We start from the raw sequence: 20,408 nt of genomic DNA on the forward strand, positions 1-20,408 counted from the left end.
ACGACGCCCATGCCCTCGAAAGCCTCATTGATCGAGAACATCGCCCACCTCGACCCCGACGAAGTGTCGCAATGGGAGACGTTCTCGAATCCGCTCGCTATCTCAGCATGGCTTCGAAAAGCCCAGCAGAAAGACTGGCTGGCACTGTTCGCGGATCCGGAGCAATACGCGCCACGCGGCTATCAGTTGAAGCAGTGGCTGTTCGGCGGATAGTCAATCTCCACCAAGGTGGCGCTCTTTGCCATTGACGACTATCCGGGCCTGATCGTCTCCAACCTGTTCGGCGAGGAAAGTTATTTCGCCGACGCCGACCTGTTCTGGCTCAAGCAGAACGAGGCGATTGCCGGCAGGCGGACGCCTTTCTCGAGGCCGGATGGAGCGAAGTCATCGTGCTGGAACCGGGGCAGCATTTCCAGTCATGGGACCACGAAAAGACGCCGAGGAAGAGGGGGCGGCAAGGTCTTTATATCAGTCTCGCATCGGGGCGAGGCCGAGTGTCACGAGGGCTGGCTCTCGCGCAAGGAGGCGCGCCGCACCCGCGCGCAAGGCGAGGGCGGCGAGCACGAAGAAATCCCCGTCGCGATAGGAACTCACCGGGCCGATGCAGAACTTTGTCGATCTGCATCGCCACGGTGCCGTGCGTATCGCCATGCTCGACCATCGGGTGTCGCGCTGCGCCTGATGGTGGCGCATGCTGTCACAGGTTCGGGCCTGTGGCAGGTTCGCCGCGAGCCCGCAGCATCGCCAACGAGATCGTGGCAGCAAGCCTGGCAGCCTGCAAGGCCGAGGCCGCAATGGCGACGCCTTTGCCTCGCCGCAATCTTCGCCCGTTCGCTCGCACTTGCGACGACGACGTCTGCGCGTTGTCAGCCTTGTCATGGCCGAGACGCTCGAAGCCGGCAGCTCCGTAGTCGAAGCGGTCGGCAACCATCTGAGCATCGATATGGGCGCACCGTCGATCAATGGGCCGGGGTCCAGCCGCTGTTCGTCCGCGAATAGGTGCCAAGCCGGGCGGCGGCTCTTTCGAGTGCCGCCGCCCCGTTTGCCTGCCGCTGGAATACTGGCTGGTGCGAAAACGAGGCCATGACAGCCCGATCACGCTGTCCGGCGAAGCCCACCTCGGCTTCGTCGAGGATCCGTTCGGCTTCCATATACACCGTGCCTTCGCGCACGCCACGGCTGATGATGGAAGTCGGCTTCGGCATGTCGCTGCCCTCGCGCCGGCGCTTCCATGGCGAGGTCATTCGCTGATAGCGCAAAAGTCCTGAAACAGTCTTCCCACCAGATGCGCCTAGTTCGCCTTAGCTGGTGCCATTGCGTCGTCATGGGGTCGCTGGCACGCGACTGGATTGGATCGAGGTCATCTGACGCCGGTCCCGCCTCGACTGACCCAGATCAAGGCCATGTCCTTGTCGGCGTGGTTTGATCGACGAGTCCTTCAAGGGAAAACGCATGTGCTGACCGACAGCCTAATCGTCGCTCCCACGCTTTGACAATCCAGACCATACGGCGGGCAAATGACGCTTCACCGGCCAGGAACCGACGTGAGAAACGCGCTTGAGGCGATGCGGCGGGCACTGGATCGCAGCGCAATCGATGCGCGACATGCGGCTCGACTCCACCAGCGTCTCACGAAGATAGAAAACGCGCTGGGGCACGCTGATGGCCGGCTGTGACGACAGCTTCGACATCATTGTCGTTGGCGCCGGGCCGGTCGGACTTTCCTTCGCCGCATCGCTTGCCCATAGCGAGCTCAAACTGGCGGTTGTCGAAGGGCAGTCCCTGGAAAGACTGGCAAGTCCGGCTTTCGACGGTCGCGAGATCGCGCTCACCCACGCCTCGATTGGGATCCTTCGCGAGCTCGGCGCCTGGGATGTTATCCGCGCTTCGGACAAGTCACCGCTTCAAGGCGCACGCGTCCTCAACGGATCGAGCCCTTTTGCGCTGTGTTTCGATCCTCCCGACGGGTCTGGGGAACCACTGGGCGTTCTCGTCCCGAATTGCCGGATCCGCGATGCCCTGTTCAAGGTCATCCGCTTGCAGGGCCATGCCCGGCTGCTGTGCGGCCACTCGGTCGTGCGTGCAACAAACAGCCACCAGGGAGCAGTCATAACGCTCTCCAATGGCAGGCAACTGACCGCTCGGCTTCTCGTTGCCGCCGATTCGCGTTTTTCCGCCACCCGCGATCTGCTCGGCATCGGCGCCGATATCAATCGGCTTGGCAACTCGATGCTGATTTGCCGGGTGAGGCACGAGCGCCCCCACCACCAGATCGCGATCGAATGGTTCGATCACCATCAGACGATAGCGATGTTGCCCCTCGCGCCAGGCGTGTCGTCGCTGCTTTTGACTTTGCCCTCAAACGAGGCCGACGGACTGCTTGCCCTCGACGACGAGTTGTTCCTGATGGAGTTGACGAAGCGCTGTCGAGGGCGCCTCGGCAACATGAGCCTGGCAAGCGAGCGCCATATCTATCCGTTGGTCACGACCTGGGCGCACAGGTTCCGCGCGCCGAGCGCCGCATTGATCGGCGACGCCGCCATTGGCATGCACCCGGTGACCGCGCATGGCTTCAACATTGGCCTCGGCGGCCAGAGGCAACTCGCCCGTGGTATCGTGACAGCGTGGCGCGACCGTCGCGACATTGCCGATCCCGACATGCTCCACAGGTATGAAGGCCGACTGCGCCTGTCGGCGGCGCCGCTCTACCATGCTACGAATATTCTCGTCGGACTCTACTCAAGCGAGCATCCGGCGGCACGGCTTGCAAGACATGTGGGGCTGCGCTTCGGCCAACATCTTCCCTTTGTCCGTCATGGCATTGCGGCCATGCTGAGGCGGTGAACCGCAGTCATCATAGGATCATCGGCAGCGTGCTGGCGTCATAGGCTGGCGAGTTTGGTTCGATGAGAGCGGTCGCGGCTGCGCGTGATCCACGATCCCAGTGAAGAGCATGACGCATTCCTCCCCTTGTATGGGCGCCCCCCTACGGAAGCGATCGGTTGGAATTGCTCTGCAGACGTGGACCCAGCCACGCCCAACTCCGCCTTCGATGTGTTCAGGGCGTGGATGGTTGTCATCCAAACAATCAATTTTGCCAATCCTGCGGACCCTATTAGGAGCGTGACCGAAATCAAGTGCCTCGGCCCGCAGGTCTCCCCGGTGCGGGAAGCGCGCGCACGCGCCCTGAGGCCGCCGGGAAAACACAACGATCCGAAGGCAGTGGAATTGGTGCCGGAAGGTGGGCAACCACACGATGAACCGTGGCGGTATTTTGACATCGGGTCTCACGTGCGGCCCCGCTTCTCAGAATGAGTGTGCCCGGGTCCCGACGCTAGCGACATCTGACGGTATTTGCAGCGCCGGTGATTGCTGCCTTAGCTAGGTGTGAATTTGACCCATAAAATCGATCATGAACTGCTGAATCGAGAAATGGCCGCAGACGATCCATGGCGGCTCGATGGCAACCCGTTCGAGCGGGAGCGCCACACCCAAATTCTCCGGTTGTCACTTGCGCAAAGTCCAGTCGCAAATGCGCTCGAAGTCGGGTGCGCTGCCGGCGCTTTTACGGAGCGGCTAGCCCCCATTTGCCAGCGGCTCACTGTGATCGATGTGGTGGAGCCAGCGATTACGCGAGCACGGTTACGCATGAAGGAGCCGCCGCACATCAGCTGGATAATTTCCGATGTTCAACAGTTTTCGAGTGATGAGCTGTTCGACCTGATCGTCGTGGCGGAGGTTCTTTACTACGTCGGAGACCTCGTTCAGATCCGCGCGGCAGTCCGCAACTTGGTAGGCCTGCTTGCGCCAGGCGGGCACCTGGTTTTCGGGTCGGCACGTGACGCCAATTGCCAACGCTGGGGGCACGCTGCTGGTGCAGAGACCACCATCGCCATGCTGAACGAATCGTTGACCGAGATCGAGTGCATCGAGTGCCGGGGCGCGTCGATCAATGAAGACTGCCTGCTGGCCCGCTTCCGAAAGCCGATTTCCGCTTCCTGATGGCCACATCTGCTTAGCTATATCCGGCTCTTCATGCGGCTCGATGTTCAGCGCCGCGAGCCTAGAGGGGTTTTCGCCCGCTTCCACCTCAACGGCCCCCAGATGTCGGCCGAAGCCTTTCCGGTCCACACATCAGCTTCGGAAGCGACGGGGTGACCGTTCCCCCACCTCTGCCATTTTGCGTAACGCGCATTGCAAGGATGTGCGGTGTAGTATCGCAACCTTGGCAGGGAAACTCGCTGTCGCGTTTCCCGTGCACCCTTCCGGCCTTGCCGTTCTCTCGGCATCGAGCCTCATCACACCATCGAAACGTCCGCCGTTTCATCGCGCTTGGAAGCGGGGCGTTCCTGCCCCTCCCCAAGACCCCGCCCAGACCAACGTGATTGCCGTTGGATCGCAGCCAAGGCGTATGCCGCCTTGGACCCCGCATCATGTTTTCGCACATAAAGACGACCAAAGGGCCTTCGAGCCCCTTGAGCCCTGACCAACCCTGCGCGGATTGGATGCCGCCGGCGTCTTGCCACCGGTCCACGCATAAGCGGATCTCTCCCTAACCTCTCATCGAGGTCTGCGCACACCACAAGGCTTTTGGCTACTTTTCGAAGATGGGCTCCCGGGGCCTGACTAACCTGGACATTGCCAGCCCATATTCCTGACTGTGTTGATGACGGCGCATGTCAGTTCGGTGACATGTTGCTGAACCTGTTTCAGGTAGAAGAGCCAATGCTCTCGATGGTCGCAACACGGCGCAAAGCCGATAGGCGCTCTGGCGCGAGCGTGCCAAGTGCCGCCAACCCCCTTTGAAAATACCCAAAAAGAAACGGCTTTAGCCAATAAATGACCCATAAATACCCAAATGAAGCGAAGTCCTTATTTTGCATGGCTCTCCCTATGCGGGACGGGCTCTATGGCTGCCGCCACCGAACCTCAAAGGTGTTTCGGCCCAGGTGGGTGACGATCCCTAGCCGGGAAAGCGGCACTCCTCGTCGGGGGCCGTCGGTCCCGTGTCCCGCCTTCGGCGGCGCTATGCTGACACTCCTACGGCTGCCCTTTTAACCGATCTCGTCGTTGCAGTCAGTCCCGCGTCCCGGCCCTTTGGCCGGCGCAAGTGCTGACGCTCCTTAGGCTGCCTTTTCTGTGTGCGGCGATCTCCGATCCCTCGCACGGAATGAAAACTTAGGGACCAGCCCCTTCGCGCACTTGAGGCCTCAGGTGCTCAAGCTGGGTGTTCCAGTCGGCCAAACCTCAAACAATTCGTTCGAAGTAGCGCCATCCGGGCGCGCCCTCCTTACCGCTCTCCAGGTGCTTTCACCGACAGTCCGGTTGACAGGCAACACTCGAGAGCATTGACCAGACGATCCCCGCGTTTGCTGACGCCTAACAGTCGGGCCTATCCTCCACTTGATCGCTGCTTCAGCACGAGGCGCAGCCACGCCGCTGGCGGCCGCTCTTGAAGCAGGTTGTATCACCGACAGCTGCCATCGGTGCCGTCGCTTTATCGGGCCAATCGAGCACGACCAGAAGGTTCAGATCAGGGCCTTGAAACGCATGGTTTTAACATCCACAGCGTGGATGCTCGCGATCTAAACAATCAATTTTACCAATCTGGGCGGGTCGTTCATAGACCCGCCACATGACATGCACCGCCGTTGGTCTACCGCGTGGGGTGCACAAAAGAACCCGAAAAAGAGGAAGTCTTCGCATGCGCTCTGACGTGCAGTGGAGGTTGTGCTGGGAAAATGAGTTGCAGCTTTCCGATCACCTCGAACTCTCTGAGTTCTTCCGGAAGACCTATGAGCCTACCGGAGCCTTTAATGGAAAGCAATTCGCAGGCGGTCGAAGTTGGGCCGGTGCGAGGCCGGAGGTCCGCGCAATCGGCTATGATGTGCACGGGGTAGCGGCTCACTTGGGCCTGCTGCGCCGATACATCAAAGTTGGCGACGTTGATCTGCTTGTCGCTGAACTCGGTCTGTACGGGGTGCGTCCGGATCTTGAGGGGCTAGGAATCGCCCATTCGATTAGCGTGATGTATCCAGTGCTGCAGCAGCTTGGCGTTCCATTCGCTTTCGGCACGGTTCGGCACGCGCTCCGGAACCATGTTGGGAGGTTCTGCCGCAAAGGCCTGGCGAACATTTTGACAGGCGTTCACGTGCGTTCAACCCTCCCGGACGTGTACCCCGATCTGCCGCCCACGCGAGTCGACGACGACGTACTCCTCATGGTGCTCCCAATCGGACGCTCAATGAGCGAGTGGCCGGCCGGCACTTTGATCGATCGGAACGGTCCAGAGCTATGAAGAACACCCGCAATGATATCAGTCAGCGCGACCCGACCCTCATGGCATTGATCGATCTGACTCCCACATTGACCGCGGATTTACTGTCCGCTCGCTTCCTCAAATTCACTGAAGAATCTGACATCTCATGAACCTCTTTGCCCCAGCCAGTATTGTTGCCGTTTGCTCTTATGCGCTGCTGTCGACCGTCTATAAGACCGCGCAGGTGTTTTATACCCTGCCTGCAAACGTACCGCCGACTTCGGGCGAACCGGCCGGCTGTGAGCCGTGGCCGAGCGTCGATGTCATTATCCCGTGCTACAACGAGGCACCTCGCACCCTCTCGGACTGCCTGGCTTCCATTGCAAGTCAGGACTACGCCGGAAAACTGCAGGTCTATGTTGTTGATGACGGTTCTGGAAACCGCGATGCCCTCGTAGGTGTACACGAGGAATACGCGCGCGACCCGAGGTTCAACTTCATTGCGCTCCCAAAGAATGTCGGAAAGCGCAAGGCACAGATTGCGGCGGTTCGCCGATCGTGCGGAGATTTGGTGCTCAATGTAGATTCGGACACGATACTCGCGCCGGACGTCGTCACAAGGCTTGCGCTAAAGATGCAAGATCAAGCGATCGGCGCCGCCATGGGCCAGTTGGCGGCCAGCAATCGCAATGAAACTTGGCTGACGCGGTTGATTGACATGGAATACTGGCTCGCTTGCAACGAAGAGCGGGCAGCGCAGGCTCGGTTCGGTGCCGTCATGTGTTGCTGCGGTCCGTGTGCCATGTACCGGCGATCCGCGCTTGTTTCGCTGCTCGATCAGTACGAGACGCAGCGCTTTCGAGGGAAGCCGAGCGACTTCGGTGAGGACCGCCACCTTACGATCCTGATGCTGAAAGCAGGCTTTCGAACAGAGTATGTCCCGGAGGCCGTCGCGGCAACAGTCGTTCCCAGCAGCATGGGTCCATATCTGCGCCAACAGCTTCGCTGGGCCCGGAGCACGTTCCGTGACACGTTACTGGCGCTCCAACTGCTGCGCGGCCTTAATATTTATCTCACATTGGACGTGATTGGGCAGAATCTTGGCCCATTATTGCTCTCTTTGTCGCTCCTGGCTGGGCTCGCGCAATTCGTAACGACAGGTACTGTGCCTTGGACGGCATGCCTGACGATTGCGGCCATGACTATAGTTCGCTGCAGCGTGGCAGCGTTTCGTGCGCGCCAACTTCGATTTCTCGGTTTCTCGCTCCACACACTCATCAACATCTTTCTCTTGCTCCCGTTGAAAGCATACGCGCTGTGCACATTGAGCAATAGCGATTGGTTGTCGCGAAACTCTGCGGCCAAGGTGCCAACCGACGGCGCCATTCCAAAGCCCAACTTGGTGGGATCTGAAGCAGCTTACAGCGAACAGCAATAGTCACGTGATCGCAGGTGGAAGAGTGTTGAGCCAGGACCAGAAAGATCAAGTGTTGAGTCGGGAGTTGGACCCAGAGGATTTGCCGCGGATCGAGACTGGTCCGATCGAACGGGAGTTTCACGAGCAGACAAGCACGAAAAGCTCCGTCCCTGATTCTCTGTCGACCGTGGCAGTCGATTTCGCCGGCGTAACCAAGTCGTATGGAAACAAGGTCGTTGTCGACGAACTGTCGTTCACCGTTGCGTCGGGAGAGTGTTTCGGCCTTCTTGGACCAAACGGGGCGGGCAAAAGCACTATCGCGCGTATGCTCCTCGGCATGACATGCCCTGACGCGGGCACCATCACGGTGCTCGGCGTCCCGGTGCCGGCGCGCGCTCGGCTGGCGCGTAGGGGCATTGGCGTGGTCCCGCAATTCGACAATCTTGACCAGGAATTCACCGTACGCGAGAACCTGCTGGTGTTCGGGCGCTACTTCGGCATGAGCACACGCGAGAGCGAAGCGGTCATCCCGTCGCTTCTCGAGTTCGCTCGCCTCGAGCGCAAGGCGGATGCGCGCGTCTCGGAACTGTCCGGCGGCATGAAGCGATGCCTGACGATGGCGCGGGCGTTGATCAACGACCCGCAGCTCATAGTGATGGACGAGCCGACCACCGGCCTCGATCCGCACGCGCGCCACCTGATCTGGGAGCGGCTGCGCGCCCTGTTGGCACGCGGCAAGACAATTATCCTGACGACGCATTTCATGGAAGAGGCTGAGCGATTATGCGATCGGCTGTGCGTGCTCGAAAAGGGTCGCAACATTGCCGAAGGCCGCCCGCAGACGCTGATCGACGAGCATATCGGATGCCAGGTTATGGAGATTTACGGCGGCGATCCGCACGAGTTGCATTCGCTGGTCAAGCCACATTCTCAGCGCATCGAGATCAGCGGCGAAACCCTTTATTGCTATGCGCCTGACCCTGACCAGGTGCGCACGCAACTGCAGGGGCGAGCAGGTCTGCGTCTTCTTCTGCGTCCAGCCAATCTCGAGGATGTTTTCTTGCGGCTGACCGGGCGCGAGATGGAGGAGTGAACCATGATTGAAGGTTTTGCGGCGGCGCTGCCGGCCAATGCGTGGAACTGGGTTGCGGTGTGGCGCCGCAACTATCTGGCATGGAAGAAAGTCGCACTCGTGTCGCTTCTCGGTAACCTCGCCGATCCAATGATCTACCTTTTCGGACTCGGTACCGGCCTCGGCATAATGGTCGGCCACGTAGACGGTGCGTCTTATATCGCCTTTTTGGCGGCCGGCATGGTCGCGGTAAGTGCGATGACCGCCTCTACCCTCGAAACATTGTACGCGGCTTTCGCTCGCATGCATTCTCAACGCACATGGGAAGCCATGCTGTATACCCACGTTACCCTCGGCGACATCGTTCTGGGCGAACTGGCGTGGGCAGCCACCAAGGCGTTCCTGGCCGGTGCGGCAATTACCATTGTCACCGCGACGTTGGGCTATGCAGCCTGGCCGTCCGTCCTCTATGCGCTGCCAATCATTGCTCTCACAGGATGCGCATTTGCGAGCCTCGCGATGATCGTCACGGCACTTTCCCCCAGCTACGATTACTTCGTATTTTACCAGACGCTTGTCCTCACACCTATGCTGTTCCTGTCGGGTGCCGTTTTCCCATTGAATCAGCTGCCTGACGCCTTTCAGAAGATAGCGCGATGCATGCCGCTGTCACATTCAATCGACCTCATTCGTCCGGTTATGCTTGATCGCCCGATCGTCGGCATCGCCCTGCACATCGGTGTGCTCGGCCTTTACGCGCTGTTGCCATTCTTCCTCTCGTTGGTGCTGTTGCGCCGCCGACTGATGCGCTGACGCGAAGAGAAGGAGATAAACCATGCGCTGTGGACGCAAATAAAAACGACATCGCCAGCACGTGCCGCGAAGGGTTTTGGCTGGTGTCGATTCAATCTCACAACGCTATGGAACGCCCGGCGTCTCGAGCACAGGATCTTATGTTGATCCCGGCGGACCTCATAGAATTTCTTCGAGGCCGGTCATGTTTGGCTGGCGTTCGGGCGCGAACGATACAACGCCGCCTGTCTTCTGATCGAACGGTCTCGAGACAGGCCAATTTAGTATTCCTATACGACAAATGGAGAGCGAGATGCTGTGTCTAGGATTGAACGGCGGATTGGACAAAGTCTATGAAAACAGGTTTCAGATTCCAAACACATTCATGCACGATGGCGCTGCGGTGCTCGTCCGGGACGGACAGGTCATTGCGGCGGTAGAAGAGGAGCGCCTCAATCGGATCAAACATTCCAACAAGCTCCCAATTAGTGCGGCTCAATACTGTCTTTCAGCAGCTGGGGTTCAGCTCAGCGAAATCGATCGTGTGGCGTTCTACGCTACCGAAGCCTATAGCAACGCCATGCTCGAAAACATGCTTGCTTCCCAGCCGGACGCCTCCATTCCGTTGGATGCTAAACTATTGATGCAGAGACTGTTGGCGCAGGAGTTCGGTACCGAGCTCGACGCTTCGCGTATCTCATTCGTAAGTCATCATCAGGCGCACGCCGTGAGTGCTTTTGCAATGTCGGGCTTCGAGCAAAGTCTGATCTTCGCGATTGATGGCTCTGGTGATTTCCTGTCGGGCCTTGTGGCGGTAGGATCTGGTACTGAAATTACGCAACTGGCGACTTTCCCAGAGAACAATTCTCTCGGGCAATTTTATCTCGAGACGATCCGGTATCTCGGCTACGGCTTGTTCGATGAATACAAGGTAATGGGGCTTGCCCCCTACGGCGATCCCGTTCCCTATCGCGAGCTTTTCGAGCAATTCTATGAACTCTCTGCAAACGGCGAGTATCGCGTCCACCTTGACCGCATCGGTCCGACTTTGCTCCGCAGCATTCAGGTTCGGCAAAAGGGAATGCCATTCACTCAGCAGCATATGGATGTGAGTGCGTCGTTACAGGAAGCGCTCGAACGCATCGTGTTTCACATTCTTCGCCATTATCGTGAGGCCACCGGGATGACGCGGCTGTGCCTGGCTGGCGGAGTTGCGCACAATTGCTCCATGAACGGCAAGCTGCTCTATTCAGGACTTTTCGAAGACATCTTCGTGCAGCCCGCATCGCATGACGCTGGGTGCGCATTAGGCGCCGCGCTAATCGTGTCTAATGAGCTGGGCCGCCCAGCGCCGCGTACGCGATTGCAGGAGGTCTATTGGGGGCCGGAACTCGCGAGCGATCACGCTGTCGAAGAGGAACTAAAGGCATGGGCGGGGCACCTGGCGTTTGAACGCACTGAGGAGGTGGCGGATAGGGCAGCCGAGTGGATGGTCGGTGGCGCCGTGATCGGCTGGGTGCAAGGTCGTTCGGAGTTCGGGCCGCGAGCGCTCGGAAATCGCAGCATTCTTGCCGACCCCAGGCCCGCTTCAAACAAGGACCGGATCAACGCTATGGTCAAGAAGCGGGAAGGATATCGCCCGTTCGCCCCATCAGTGTTGGAGGAGGATGCGCGCGAATTTTTCGACCTCCCGGGCAGTGCGTGCGAATTTCCCTTCATGAATTTCGTAGTTCGTGTGCGCGATTCCAAGCGTGATTTGCTCGGCGCCATCACGCATGTCGACGGTACGGCTCGGCTGCAAACAGTATCGCGCAAGGCCAGTCCGGCCTACTGGGACGTCATCAATGCCTTCAAGCAGCGGACAGGCATCCCAATTCTGCTCAATACGTCCTTTAACAACAACGCAGAGCCGATCGTAGATTCAGTTGCAGATTCGATTGCCACGTTCCTGACAACAGAGCTGGATGGACTTGTGGTCGGGCCGTACCTCGTCAAAAAACGGGCCGCAACGCTGCAGGATTGGACTGCGCTCGCAGTTTCATTGCCGCCTTATGTATCCCTGCATAAAGTCCGCGCATACACGGCGCAGGATCGCCACGAGACCGTCTGCGAAATCCGAACGGATCACCGTGACTGTGCGCGTATTTCACATGACTTGTTCGATCTGCTGACGCGGATCGAAGGCGAAGCCGTGCTCGCGGATCTCCTCGACACAGTTACGCTGGATCAAGCCCAGCGCGAGGCTCTCACAGGAGAGCTGCGACGATTGTGGGAGCAGCGCCACGTTCGGATGCATCCCTCGCAAGCTGCTCGCGTCCACCAAAACTGATGCCAAAGCCTGGACGACCGATAACAGCTGCCGAAACACCGGTGTGTCCGAGCACCTTCATATGACACGCGGGCTGGTGGGATCCAGAGCAATTGGCCGAACACCCGGATCCTGATCCAGCGACAGCCATATTGCAGTCCGCAGGTCATCGACTGGTGCCGCGCCAACTACATCGACTTCATCCTCGGCCTGGCGCTCACCACGACCTTGCGCAAGGCATGTCGCGGATCTGGAGCCCAGCACGATGGCGCACTTCGAGCGTCGGCGAAGGGCGAGTCCGAAGGTCAAATTCGTTGACGGAGCCGGCACTTGGAGCCGCGTCGAGCGCGTCATCGCCCCGTGTCGAGGTCAGCGAATGAGGACGTGGCCAAGGCGAGCTGTTGGATTTTTACAGGCGCATTGGATGTCGAGGATAACACCGTTGATGTCGCGAGATCCAGAGGAAGGGATTTGGTCGGTAAGGCTCTGAAGCGACCAGTTTGGGTCAAAGCGATCCGTGGCGGCATAAAGCCAGGCAATAAGGCGCCGCAAACTCGGGTATCTGGCGGACGCGGGTCAGGCCGGCCGAGTGATTGATCAGACTGTCGGCATCGCTAAGGGTAAGCCGCGCACGACGGGCTAGCGCGAATGGTGGCGGCGATATCCGGATGGCCGGGACGAGTGATGCCGTCCATTGGTCTGCTACTGCAAAAAGCCCGATGTGGCGGCTTGGCTCTCACATGCCGAGCGTCTGAGTGCTTCCGGCAGGGCGAACAGCCTCGGCGAATATTTCCGCCGCTTCCTCGACCGTTTCAGCAGAACGGTCGGTCTGCTCCATTCGCTTGAGCACCCCGTTGTGCAACATCTCCAGCCGCGCGGCATGGTAGATAGCGCTGCGCTTCAGCCATCCGAGTTGAGTGGTTCGAGCAACGTCATGGTCCAGAATCCTCAATGCGCGCTTGGCGGTGCGATCTTCAGCAGCCGCCTTCTGGCTGCTTTCGCACTCGCCTGCTCGGCCCGTATGCGGCTGCAAAGGGCAAGACTGACGGCGAGTCCGATATTGTCGTCGAGCATCGTCTTCGCCTGCTTGAGAGAGAGTTCCGCTCGCTTCACTCGTTGCCTCGCGACCGCCTGTTCCAAAACTACAAGCTCGACCATTGTGCCTCATCCTTTGCCTTTGCGGTCCCTTCCATTAGAAAACCGTCACTTACCGGTTTCGTTCCGGTCGCCGCGAGGGGTGCATGACCTCTCTTCTTGATCCGCAACCGAAGCCTACGTCGCCGCGGTGGTGGCGGCCAACACAGCGGCTGCAAGCTATGGTACACCTGCTGGGGTACATCGGTCATGGGAGCTCAGCGATCCAAGTGCCGGACCCGATCGCGCCAGTAACTGCGGCAATTTCCCTGCCCATGGGGGACTAGACGGGACCGACTAGCCTGTTTACCAGTTGACAAGGTGCGTAGTTTACATACTTATGCACGGCATTCACACGGTCTCAGAACTGGCAGCTTTCCGTAGGGCGGCGCAGGCAGCCGGGATGTCCGATGAGGACATTGAGGACTTCGTCGACCACATTGCGGCCAATCCGGATGACGGCGAGGAAATCGTCGGACGGGTGGTTGCCGGAAGATCCGTTTTCGATTCGTGGCAATAACAAAGGTAAGAGCGGAGGCGTTCGCACGATCACATTCTACACAGGTTCGGACCTTCCGGTGTTCCTTATCACCGTGTTTGGGAAGAGCCAAAAGGTCAATCTTTCCAAGGCGGAACGTAATGCACAAAGGAAGATGACGGGGGCCATTGTGGAAGAATATGCGGCGCGTCCAGCCGCTAGCCGCAGGTGGAGAAAGAGCATGAGCAAGAAGGTATTCGATCAGATCGCGGAGGGCCTGCAGGAAGCGCTTGCCGTCGCACGCGGCGAGGCCGAGCCCTATAAGCTTCATGTGCCCGCCGAGATCGACGTCAAAGCAATCCGTACGAAGACTGGCCTTTCGCAGAAGGACTTCGCGTCCACGTTCGGCTTCGGCTTCGATCAATTGAAGCAGTGGGAACAGGGCCGTTCGCGGCCCGTACAGGCCATGCGCGCCTATCTACTGCTGATCAACTCGAGGCCTATCGAGATGGTCAAGGCGCTTCGCGATCTGCACAGCGAGATCGTTAGCGAACCGCCTGCGCGCAAGCTCGGCTGAAACAAAAACAACCCGCCTTCGGCGCGAGCCTTGGGCGGTTTTGGCAGCGCGACTAAGTCAGGAATATATTCCTCGGTTGCGGCGAAACCCTTCAACGGAGATCATTTGAAGGCTGAATGGGGTCGACGGTCATCGTGACGCCAATCCTGGAATAGGCATTCATCAAAGCCTATGTATAGTCCTTGTGAGGCTCCAGCATCAAAACGGACCGCAGTTCGCGACCTGTTCGGGGTAAGTGAGATTACACCCAACCGAATCATAGACTCCGCCTGGACTGGCGCGGTCCATAACAAGATGGGCTGTCCTTCCATTCGCCGCAACGCTTTCCAATCCGTAGGTCGAGTTCAGGAAGACGGATGGTTGAACGGCTGGTAAACCAGCCGGATCGTAGCAGTGATGGATCGCGCGGGTAGCGACCGAATTGGCCGTTCGCAGACTGTGCCAGTCGTGGATCGGTGGGCGCACTCGGCCATCGACTTTGGACGTGCTCTTGGCTTTCGGGAAGAGTAGCTGCAAACTGTTTCAGTTGGCAGGAAAGAAATGGTCCAGTCTCCAGGTCTCGGTGCTTCAACCCGCCCGCACGGCATGGGGGCGCGCCAGATCTACGAAGCGCTTCGCGAGCAGATACTCAGAGGCATCTACGAGACCGGCAGCCAACTGCCGTCCTCCCGTGGTCTTGCCGAGGAACTTGGAGTCTCGCGAACGACCGTCACCGTCGCCTACGAGCAGCTGGCCGCCGAAGGTTTCATCGAGGTCCGTCAAGGCGCGCGCCATCGTGTCGCATCCTCACTGCTCGGACATGAGCTAACCGCCAATCCCCGAAAACGGGTCGGCCCGGATCACTTGTCAAGCTATGGCGAACGGCTGCGTGGCAATCCGCGCTGGCCGGATTACCTGCCGAACACGCTGAAGGTCGATTTCCGATATGGCGTCCTGGCGCCCTCAGATTTCCCCACGTCGGTTTGGAAACGCGCGATGAACGCGGCGATGGCGCAGCGGCCGGCACGGCTCGCATATGACGATCCGTGCGGTTCGCGCCGGCTGCGCCAGGCGCTTCAGGGCTATCTCTGGCGCGCCCGTACTGTGCGCTGCGAACCCGAGCAGATCGTCATCGTCAATGGTTCGCAGCAGGGCCTCGATCTCTGCGCGCGCCTGCTGCTCGACCCAGGGGACAGCTTCGTCATCGAGGACCCCTGCTACAGGATGGCGCGCCAGGTCTTTGCCGGCACAGGTGCTACGCCCGTTCCCGTCGAGGTTGACGAGGACGGCATGCAGACGGAGCAACTGGCGGGGGTCGCGGCCCGGCTGGCCTATGCGACGCCCTCGCATCAGTTTCCGCTCGGCGGCGTCATGCCGATCACGCGGCGGCATCAGCTTCTGGAATGGGCGCGGGAGCAGGGCGCCTATGTCATCGAGGACGACTACGACAGCGAATATCGATACGATATCAGCCCCGTTCCCCCGCTGCACAGCCTCGAGGATCATGGGGCCGTCATCTACCTCGGCACCATCTCCAAGACGCTCTCGCCGATGCTGCGCATCGGCTATCTCGTCGTCCCGGCGGAATTGCAGCAGGTTTTCGAAACCGCCAAGCAGTTTGCCGACCGGCATTCTCCGGTGGCCGAGCAGGAGTCATTGGCCTCTCTGATCGAGAGCGGCGGCTATGAAAGCCATGTGCGCCGCGTGCGCCGCCTTAACGGCGAGCGCCGGGAGGTATTGCTGACCACCCTGAAACGGAGTTTTCTAGATAGGATCGCCGTCCAGGGGGCAGAGGCTGGACTGCACGTCGTCATATGGTTCAACGACCTGCCGCGATCGCGTGAAACGGCGTTGGTCGAAGCCGCACAATACGCGGGTCTGGGTCTGCACCCCATTTCGCCGCTTTATCATCGGCAGTCGGGAGCAGGCGAGGCCGATCGCGTCGGGCTTGTCATGGGCTATTCCGGCTTGAGCATCCGGCAGATCGAAAAAGGCGTCGAGATGCTGCGGGACGTCGTCGCTCAACTCTGAGACGCTGACGGTTTCCGCACGCGGGGTTAGGACACGTTCGCGGGTGCTCATCGTAAACAGTTCATCGTCGCAATAAATTGCGCAGCCGGGCCACGGCCGCGCTCATGGCCGGCTGACTAAGGTTGATGCTGGTTGCCGCCCCGTGAGATTGCGCTCGGTTCGGTGCGTCGAGCACGACGAGGAGGTTCAGAAGGCCTTTGTCTCATCATCCGCAACGTGGATGCTTGTCATCGAAACAATCGATTTTGCCGATTGGACAGGACGTCGCATAGGAAAAATTCAAGGATGCAGCCCTAAGGGGATTGTCGATGTATGCGTTGGCTCCGAGGAGCATTTTCTGGTGTGTGCCTCCTGGTCTGCGCCGAACGTCAAGCGAGCCGATCCGCTTTTCGACCGGGTTCGTCGGTGATCGGCGCAAGCTGCATCGCGTCGGCTCTTCGCGGCAAGCTCCCTCAGGTAGCGTAGGCGCCTACCGCAGGGATCAACAACAAGTTGAGGTTTGCGCTCTCAAATGCGGTGGGAGTTGTGCTGGGAAAATCAGTTGCAAGTAGCCGATCATTTTGAACCCTCCGACTTCTTCCGAAGGACCGATAGAAGGACTGAGCCTATAATGGAAAGCTATTCGAAGCCGATCGAAGTTGGGCTGGGGCTTCGGGCGATCGGCTACGACGCGCCGGGCGTGACGGTTCACTTGGGCCTGCTGCGCCGTCATCAGGGTCGGCGAGGTTGATCTCTTGGCGGGCGAACTCACATTGTACGCGGTGCGTCCGCATCTTGAGAAACTCGGAATCAGCCATTCATTCTGCGTTCTATATCCAGTGCTCTCGGCACGGTTCGGCGCGCGCTGTGGAACCAACTTAAGAGGTTCTGCAGAGACGGCTTGGCCACCATTGTGTCGGCGTCCGCGGACCGTCCCACTCAGAAGTGCTGTATCTCGACTGCTGCCTCGCGCGTGGAGGACGTGCTCATCGAGGTTGTGCCGCGGCAGATGAGGGAATGGCCCACCAGTACCACAATTGACCGGAAGGGTCCGGAGCTATGAGACATCTTGATGACAGATGGGAGGTGCGGAGTGAATGCGCTGACGGCACCGGCCGTCGCACTGTTTATCTGACGTTTGACGACGGTCCCAATCCATTTTTCACACCACAGATACTCGATGTGCTCGCGCAAAATCGGGTGCCAGCGACTTTCTTCGTCATTGGTGCCTACGCCGCAGAGCACCCGGATCTCATCCAGCGAATGATCGCAGAAGGGCATGAGGTAGGCAACCATACGATGTCTCATCCGGATCTGTCCAAATGCGGCTTGGGCGAAGTGCAACGTGAGGTTTTTGAGGCGAACCATGCGATCATGGCAGCATGCCCGCAGGCCTTGATCCGCTACATTCGCGCACCATACGGCGCCTGGAGCGAGGAAGTGTTCACTGCGTCAGAGATCGCCGGGCTGGCGGCCCTTCATTGGTCGATAGACCCAAAAGACTGGTCGCGCCCTGGCACCAACGCGATCGTCGATGCAGTGCTCGCCTCGGTGCGGCCCGGCGCTATCGTGCTCTTGCACGATGGTTGCCCTCCCGACGAGTCGAGACGGGGCAGTCAAGCCAGTCTGCGCAACCAGACCGTTATGGCGCTGTCCAATCTGATTCCGGCATTAGATGCCTGCGGATATGAAATTCGCTCGCTTCCAGAACATCACTGAAATGCGAGATCCTATGGACCTGCTTTCCCAGCCAGTACACCTTGTGGTCTCGCTTATGAACGCTTACAGGCCGTTTACGCTCTGCGGACAAGCACTTCGTGGACATCGGACGAACTGGTCGGTTCCGACCCGTTGGCTACGCGTACACGTTTGTTGTCACCTGCTACAATGAGGACCCGAGCACGCTCTCGGCATTGCCCGGCATCCCCGGTAGGCTCCCTCTTCGACGATTGTTTTAATACGGTTCACTTTGCGTTAGATCGAATTCATTGGGCTTGCCGGAGGCTTACATGCGCGATCCTCCGCCATCGCGGGCTGCGCCCACAAGATTTGGCAAACTAGCCGCCGTTCCCGTAATGCGGGATGCGCCCCACCGCTCGGCTGCGAAAGACCGCAGGCCGTCCCTCGACTCGCACACCCCGCTGTGGATCTGCTCCTTGATCGTCGCGATGATCGGGCGCGCGATGCCATCTTTCACCAACTGGACCACGTCGATAGCTTCTGACTGGCTGTTTCCAGCAGGCCAGATTGCCGGTACCTGACTGGTAACGAAAGGAGTTTCGCGATGTACATCCCTCCCGCTTTCCGCGACGACGACAAGGAGTGCCTGCGCGCGACCATCCGCGCGGCGCTGCTGGCGAACTTCGTTACAGTCACGGCGGAAGGGCCGCTCGCAACGCCACTGCCCCTCTTCCTTGACGAGAGCGAGGGCGAGCACGGCGTGATCTACGGGCACCTAGCGAAGGCCAATCCCCAGTGCCGTGTTCCGGCGCTGGGCGACGGCTTGGCCATCTTCATGGGGCCGGACGCTTACGTGACGCCGGCATGGTATGCGACCAAGCGGGAAACCGGGAAGGTCGTCCCGACCTGGAATTACATCGCCGTCCACGCCTATGGTCCGGTCGAGTTCTTCGAGCATGCGGGAAGACTGCTGGACGTCGTGAATCGTCTGACCGACCACCACGAGGGCGAGCGCGCCTCGCCTTGGGCGGTCTCGGACGCTCCGCCGGATTTTGTACAGGCGCAACTCCGCGGAATCGTTGGCTTGCGCATGCCGATCACGAGGCTGGAGGGCAAGCGCAAAGTGAGCCAGAACCGGAACCCGGCCGACCGCGCCGGCGTGGCCGCGGGCCTTGCGGCGAGCGAGCGGCCATCTGACCGCGAGATCGCCGCTCTCATCCCAAAATAATCATGAACTTCGTCGGAATCGAACCATGATGCCAGAACTGACCCCATTCGCCCTGTACCTCGCCGCAGCCTCCGTGCTCGCCATCACGCCCGGTCCGGGCATCTTCTACGTTGCCGCGCGCACGCTCGCCGGCGGTCGTTCGGAAGGTATCGCTTCCAGCTTCGGCACGGGGTTAGGGGGCATGATCCACGTCCTCGCCGCAAGCTTAGGCCTTTCCGCGATCGTGCTCGAGAGCTCGGGACTGTTCTCCGCAATAAAGCTGTTCGGCGCGATCTACCTCGTCTGGCTCGGCTTTCGCACCTTTCAAGCCGCCCGCCGCAAGGGAGTGACTGGCGGCGATGAGGGCGCCCCGGTGGGTTCAGTCGGACCCCGGCGGGCGTTTCGGGAAGGGGTGCTGGTCGAGGCTCTCAACCCGAAGACGGCAGCCTTTTTTCTAGCCTTCCTTCCGCGGTTCGTGAACCCGAGCGCAGGGCTCGTAGCTCTGCAATTCGTGGTGCTTGGCTCCGTGTCGATTGCGCTCAACACGCTCGCCGACATCGTGGTCGCCTTCGTGGCCAGCGGCATTCAAGACGGCGCGGCAGCGCGTCCCGGGTTGATCCGCCGCCTGAGGGAGGCGTCGGGCGGCGCGATGATCGCGCTGGGCGTCGGCCTCGCTCTGGCGAAGCACCCTGCTGCCTGAACTTTGAATCCGATCGGTTGGGCATCTCTCCGGGTTGGCGGGTGCGGAAGCAGATGGATGGCTGCGAGCCAGCTTCGGTCATTGCACCTATTCAGGCGATGTCTCAGCAGGCGCAGCACCACAGTGAGAGAAACGTGAGTTCGACTGCCTCGCCTTCCTCATGCAGCCGCCGCAGTGAACGGATTTCACCACGCTGATGAAGACTGGGAGCCATCTGACGCGCCTCAATTGACAACCTCAAATCTACGATCTGACCACCTGCAGCGCAATTGTCTCCGAAACGCTGCGCGGCCATATGTGCTCTCTGCACCATCATTTCGGCCCTCGCGAATCAACGCACGGTAGAAGCCAGTCAGCCGAGAATGACGGCGTTTCATAGAAGGAAAGCCAAGCCATGCGCCAAGCAGCGCCCCGCTTTGCACTCGACCACATGGCGACGCCCGGACTCGACGTCAGGGCACTTTTCGCTTTTGCCCGTGACCAGGGCCTGACCGATGTCCAGATCCGCAGCCAACCGTACAGCAATGCTGTTGCACGCGGCATGCCGGCGGCGGACGTCCGGGCTGCCGCCGCCGAAGCAGGCGTTGGGATCATTTCCATCAATGCCTTGCAGCGCTTCAACGAGTGGACTCACGCCCGCAAGACCGAGGCGAGCAAGCTCGCCGATTATGCGGCGGCCTGCGGCGCCAAGACGCTCATGCTAATGCCGGTCAACGACGGCTCCTGGCCCGCCAATGGCGAGCGCCGGGGCGATCTCCGCTTTGCCTTGAAGGCGCTCAAGCCGATCCTCCAGTC

The 20,408-nt window shown here is 59.9% G+C and carries 15 protein-coding genes and 5 pseudogenes; 16 read left to right on the top strand and 4 right to left on the bottom strand.

Features of this window, described 5'->3' with window-relative positions; genetic code table 11:
- Positions 1 to 213, top strand: a pseudogene (locus AC0L2V_RS31155) (chromosome partitioning protein ParB); the annotation flags it as partial.
- Between the two features lie 484 nt (positions 214 to 697).
- Here the strand turns inward: AC0L2V_RS31155 and AC0L2V_RS31160 are convergent.
- Both AC0L2V_RS31160 and AC0L2V_RS31165 read right to left on the bottom strand, forming a co-directional pair.
- On the bottom strand, positions 698 to 931 hold the full coding sequence (locus tag AC0L2V_RS31160; RefSeq protein WP_473522066.1) for a hypothetical protein: 234 nt from the start codon (positions 929 to 931) through the stop codon (positions 698 to 700).
- A 28-nt stretch (positions 932 to 959) separates the two neighbouring features.
- Positions 960 to 1,205 (bottom strand): hypothetical protein, encoded by a 246-nt coding sequence (locus AC0L2V_RS31165; RefSeq protein ID WP_473522080.1) that lies wholly within the window; start codon positions 1,203 to 1,205, stop codon positions 960 to 962.
- Positions 1,206 to 1,662: 457 nt separating this feature from the next.
- Between AC0L2V_RS31165 and ubiM the strand changes: the two genes are divergently transcribed.
- The 8 genes and pseudogenes from ubiM to AC0L2V_RS31205 form a co-directional block, all read left to right on the top strand.
- Complete coding sequence (gene ubiM, locus AC0L2V_RS31170; RefSeq protein ID WP_473522067.1) at positions 1,663 to 2,844, top strand: 5-demethoxyubiquinol-8 5-hydroxylase UbiM; 1,182 nt, start codon at positions 1,663 to 1,665, stop codon at positions 2,842 to 2,844.
- Positions 2,845 to 3,387: 543 nt separating this feature from the next.
- A complete protein-coding gene (nodS, locus tag AC0L2V_RS31175) occupies positions 3,388 to 4,002 on the top strand; it encodes a nodulation methyltransferase NodS (protein ID WP_473522068.1) in 615 nt (204 codons plus the stop codon).
- Positions 4,003 to 5,704: 1,702 nt separating this feature from the next.
- Entirely contained in the window at positions 5,705 to 6,298 is a 594-nt protein-coding gene (locus AC0L2V_RS31180) for a NodA family N-acyltransferase (RefSeq protein ID WP_473522069.1), read from the top strand.
- A 127-nt stretch (positions 6,299 to 6,425) separates the two neighbouring features.
- Positions 6,426 to 7,697: a chitooligosaccharide synthase NodC gene (gene nodC, locus AC0L2V_RS31185; RefSeq protein ID WP_473522070.1), complete on the top strand. Its 1,272-nt coding sequence runs from the start codon at positions 6,426 to 6,428 to the stop codon at positions 7,695 to 7,697.
- Positions 7,698 to 7,746: 49 nt separating this feature from the next.
- Positions 7,747 to 8,769, top strand: a complete 1,023-nt coding sequence (gene nodI, locus AC0L2V_RS31190; protein ID WP_473522078.1) for a nodulation factor ABC transporter ATP-binding protein NodI — start codon at positions 7,747 to 7,749, stop codon at positions 8,767 to 8,769.
- 3 nt (positions 8,770 to 8,772) lie between these two features.
- Positions 8,773 to 9,561, top strand: coding sequence for an ABC transporter permease (locus tag AC0L2V_RS31195; RefSeq protein WP_473522071.1), 789 nt, complete (start codon positions 8,773 to 8,775; stop codon positions 9,559 to 9,561).
- A gap of 292 nt (positions 9,562 to 9,853) precedes the next feature.
- A complete protein-coding gene (locus AC0L2V_RS31200) occupies positions 9,854 to 11,869 on the top strand; it encodes a carbamoyltransferase family protein (protein WP_473522072.1) in 2,016 nt (671 codons plus the stop codon).
- Between the two features lie 81 nt (positions 11,870 to 11,950).
- A pseudogene (locus tag AC0L2V_RS31205) lies at positions 11,951 to 12,206 on the top strand (transposase); the annotation flags it as partial.
- Positions 12,207 to 12,584: 378 nt separating this feature from the next.
- On the opposite strand, the gene AC0L2V_RS31210 reads toward AC0L2V_RS31205, so the two are convergent.
- The gene (locus tag AC0L2V_RS31210; protein WP_473522073.1) at positions 12,585 to 12,881 is read right to left on the bottom strand and encodes a hypothetical protein; all 297 of its coding nucleotides are present in this window, start codon (positions 12,879 to 12,881) and stop codon (positions 12,585 to 12,587) included.
- Between the two features lie 586 nt (positions 12,882 to 13,467).
- On the opposite strand from AC0L2V_RS31210, the gene AC0L2V_RS31215 reads away from it, so the two are divergent.
- A complete protein-coding gene (locus tag AC0L2V_RS31215) occupies positions 13,468 to 14,037 on the top strand; it encodes a type II toxin-antitoxin system RelE/ParE family toxin (protein WP_473522074.1) in 570 nt (189 codons plus the stop codon).
- A 540-nt stretch (positions 14,038 to 14,577) separates the two neighbouring features.
- The gene (gene pdxR / locus AC0L2V_RS31220) at positions 14,578 to 16,047 is read left to right on the top strand and encodes a MocR-like pyridoxine biosynthesis transcription factor PdxR (RefSeq protein ID WP_473522075.1); all 1,470 of its coding nucleotides are present in this window, start codon (positions 14,578 to 14,580) and stop codon (positions 16,045 to 16,047) included.
- 3 nt (positions 16,048 to 16,050) lie between these two features.
- Here the strand turns inward: pdxR and AC0L2V_RS31225 are convergent.
- Positions 16,051 to 16,237 (bottom strand): annotated as a pseudogene (locus AC0L2V_RS31225) (LysR family transcriptional regulator); the annotation flags it as partial.
- A gap of 321 nt (positions 16,238 to 16,558) precedes the next feature.
- Here AC0L2V_RS31225 and AC0L2V_RS31230 point away from each other — a divergent pair.
- From AC0L2V_RS31230 to AC0L2V_RS31250, 5 genes and pseudogenes are all read left to right on the top strand, one after another.
- Positions 16,559 to 17,089: pseudogene (locus AC0L2V_RS31230) on the top strand (GNAT family protein).
- Complete coding sequence (nodB, locus tag AC0L2V_RS31235; RefSeq protein WP_473522076.1) at positions 17,086 to 17,745, top strand: chitooligosaccharide deacetylase NodB; 660 nt, start codon at positions 17,086 to 17,088, stop codon at positions 17,743 to 17,745. Before AC0L2V_RS31230 ends, nodB begins: the two are co-directional and overlap by 4 nt.
- A gap of 565 nt (positions 17,746 to 18,310) precedes the next feature.
- Positions 18,311 to 18,934, top strand: coding sequence for an FMN-binding negative transcriptional regulator (locus AC0L2V_RS31240; protein WP_473522077.1), 624 nt, complete (start codon positions 18,311 to 18,313; stop codon positions 18,932 to 18,934).
- A 28-nt stretch (positions 18,935 to 18,962) separates the two neighbouring features.
- Positions 18,963 to 19,613, top strand: coding sequence for a LysE family translocator (locus AC0L2V_RS31245; protein WP_473522079.1), 651 nt, complete (start codon positions 18,963 to 18,965; stop codon positions 19,611 to 19,613).
- 394 nt (positions 19,614 to 20,007) lie between these two features.
- Positions 20,008 to 20,408: pseudogene (locus AC0L2V_RS31250) on the top strand (TIM barrel protein); the annotation flags it as partial.

The organism is Mesorhizobium sp. WSM4814 (genome assembly GCF_055811595.1).

Excerpts from the sequence above, each read along its gene's own strand:
- ubiM (WP_473522067.1), top strand. The coding sequence starts at position 1,663 with ATGGCCGGCTGTGACGACAGCTTCGACATCATTGTCGTTGGCGCCGGG.
- AC0L2V_RS31165 (WP_473522080.1), bottom strand. The coding sequence starts at position 1,205 with ATGCCGAAGCCGACTTCCATCATCAGCCGTGGCGTGCGCGAAGGCACG.
- nodC (WP_473522070.1), top strand. The coding sequence starts at position 6,426 with ATGAACCTCTTTGCCCCAGCCAGTATTGTTGCCGTTTGCTCTTATGCG.
- AC0L2V_RS31180 (WP_473522069.1), top strand. The coding sequence starts at position 5,705 with ATGCGCTCTGACGTGCAGTGGAGGTTGTGCTGGGAAAATGAGTTGCAG.
- pdxR (WP_473522075.1), top strand. The coding sequence starts at position 14,578 with ATGGTCCAGTCTCCAGGTCTCGGTGCTTCAACCCGCCCGCACGGCATG.
- AC0L2V_RS31160 (WP_473522066.1), bottom strand. The coding sequence starts at position 931 with ATGGTTGCCGACCGCTTCGACTACGGAGCTGCCGGCTTCGAGCGTCTC.
- nodB (WP_473522076.1), top strand. The coding sequence starts at position 17,086 with ATGAGACATCTTGATGACAGATGGGAGGTGCGGAGTGAATGCGCTGAC.
- AC0L2V_RS31240 (WP_473522077.1), top strand. The coding sequence starts at position 18,311 with ATGTACATCCCTCCCGCTTTCCGCGACGACGACAAGGAGTGCCTGCGC.
- AC0L2V_RS31195 (WP_473522071.1), top strand. The coding sequence starts at position 8,773 with ATGATTGAAGGTTTTGCGGCGGCGCTGCCGGCCAATGCGTGGAACTGG.
- AC0L2V_RS31245 (WP_473522079.1), top strand. The coding sequence starts at position 18,963 with ATGCCAGAACTGACCCCATTCGCCCTGTACCTCGCCGCAGCCTCCGTG.
- AC0L2V_RS31200 (WP_473522072.1), top strand. The coding sequence starts at position 9,854 with ATGCTGTGTCTAGGATTGAACGGCGGATTGGACAAAGTCTATGAAAAC.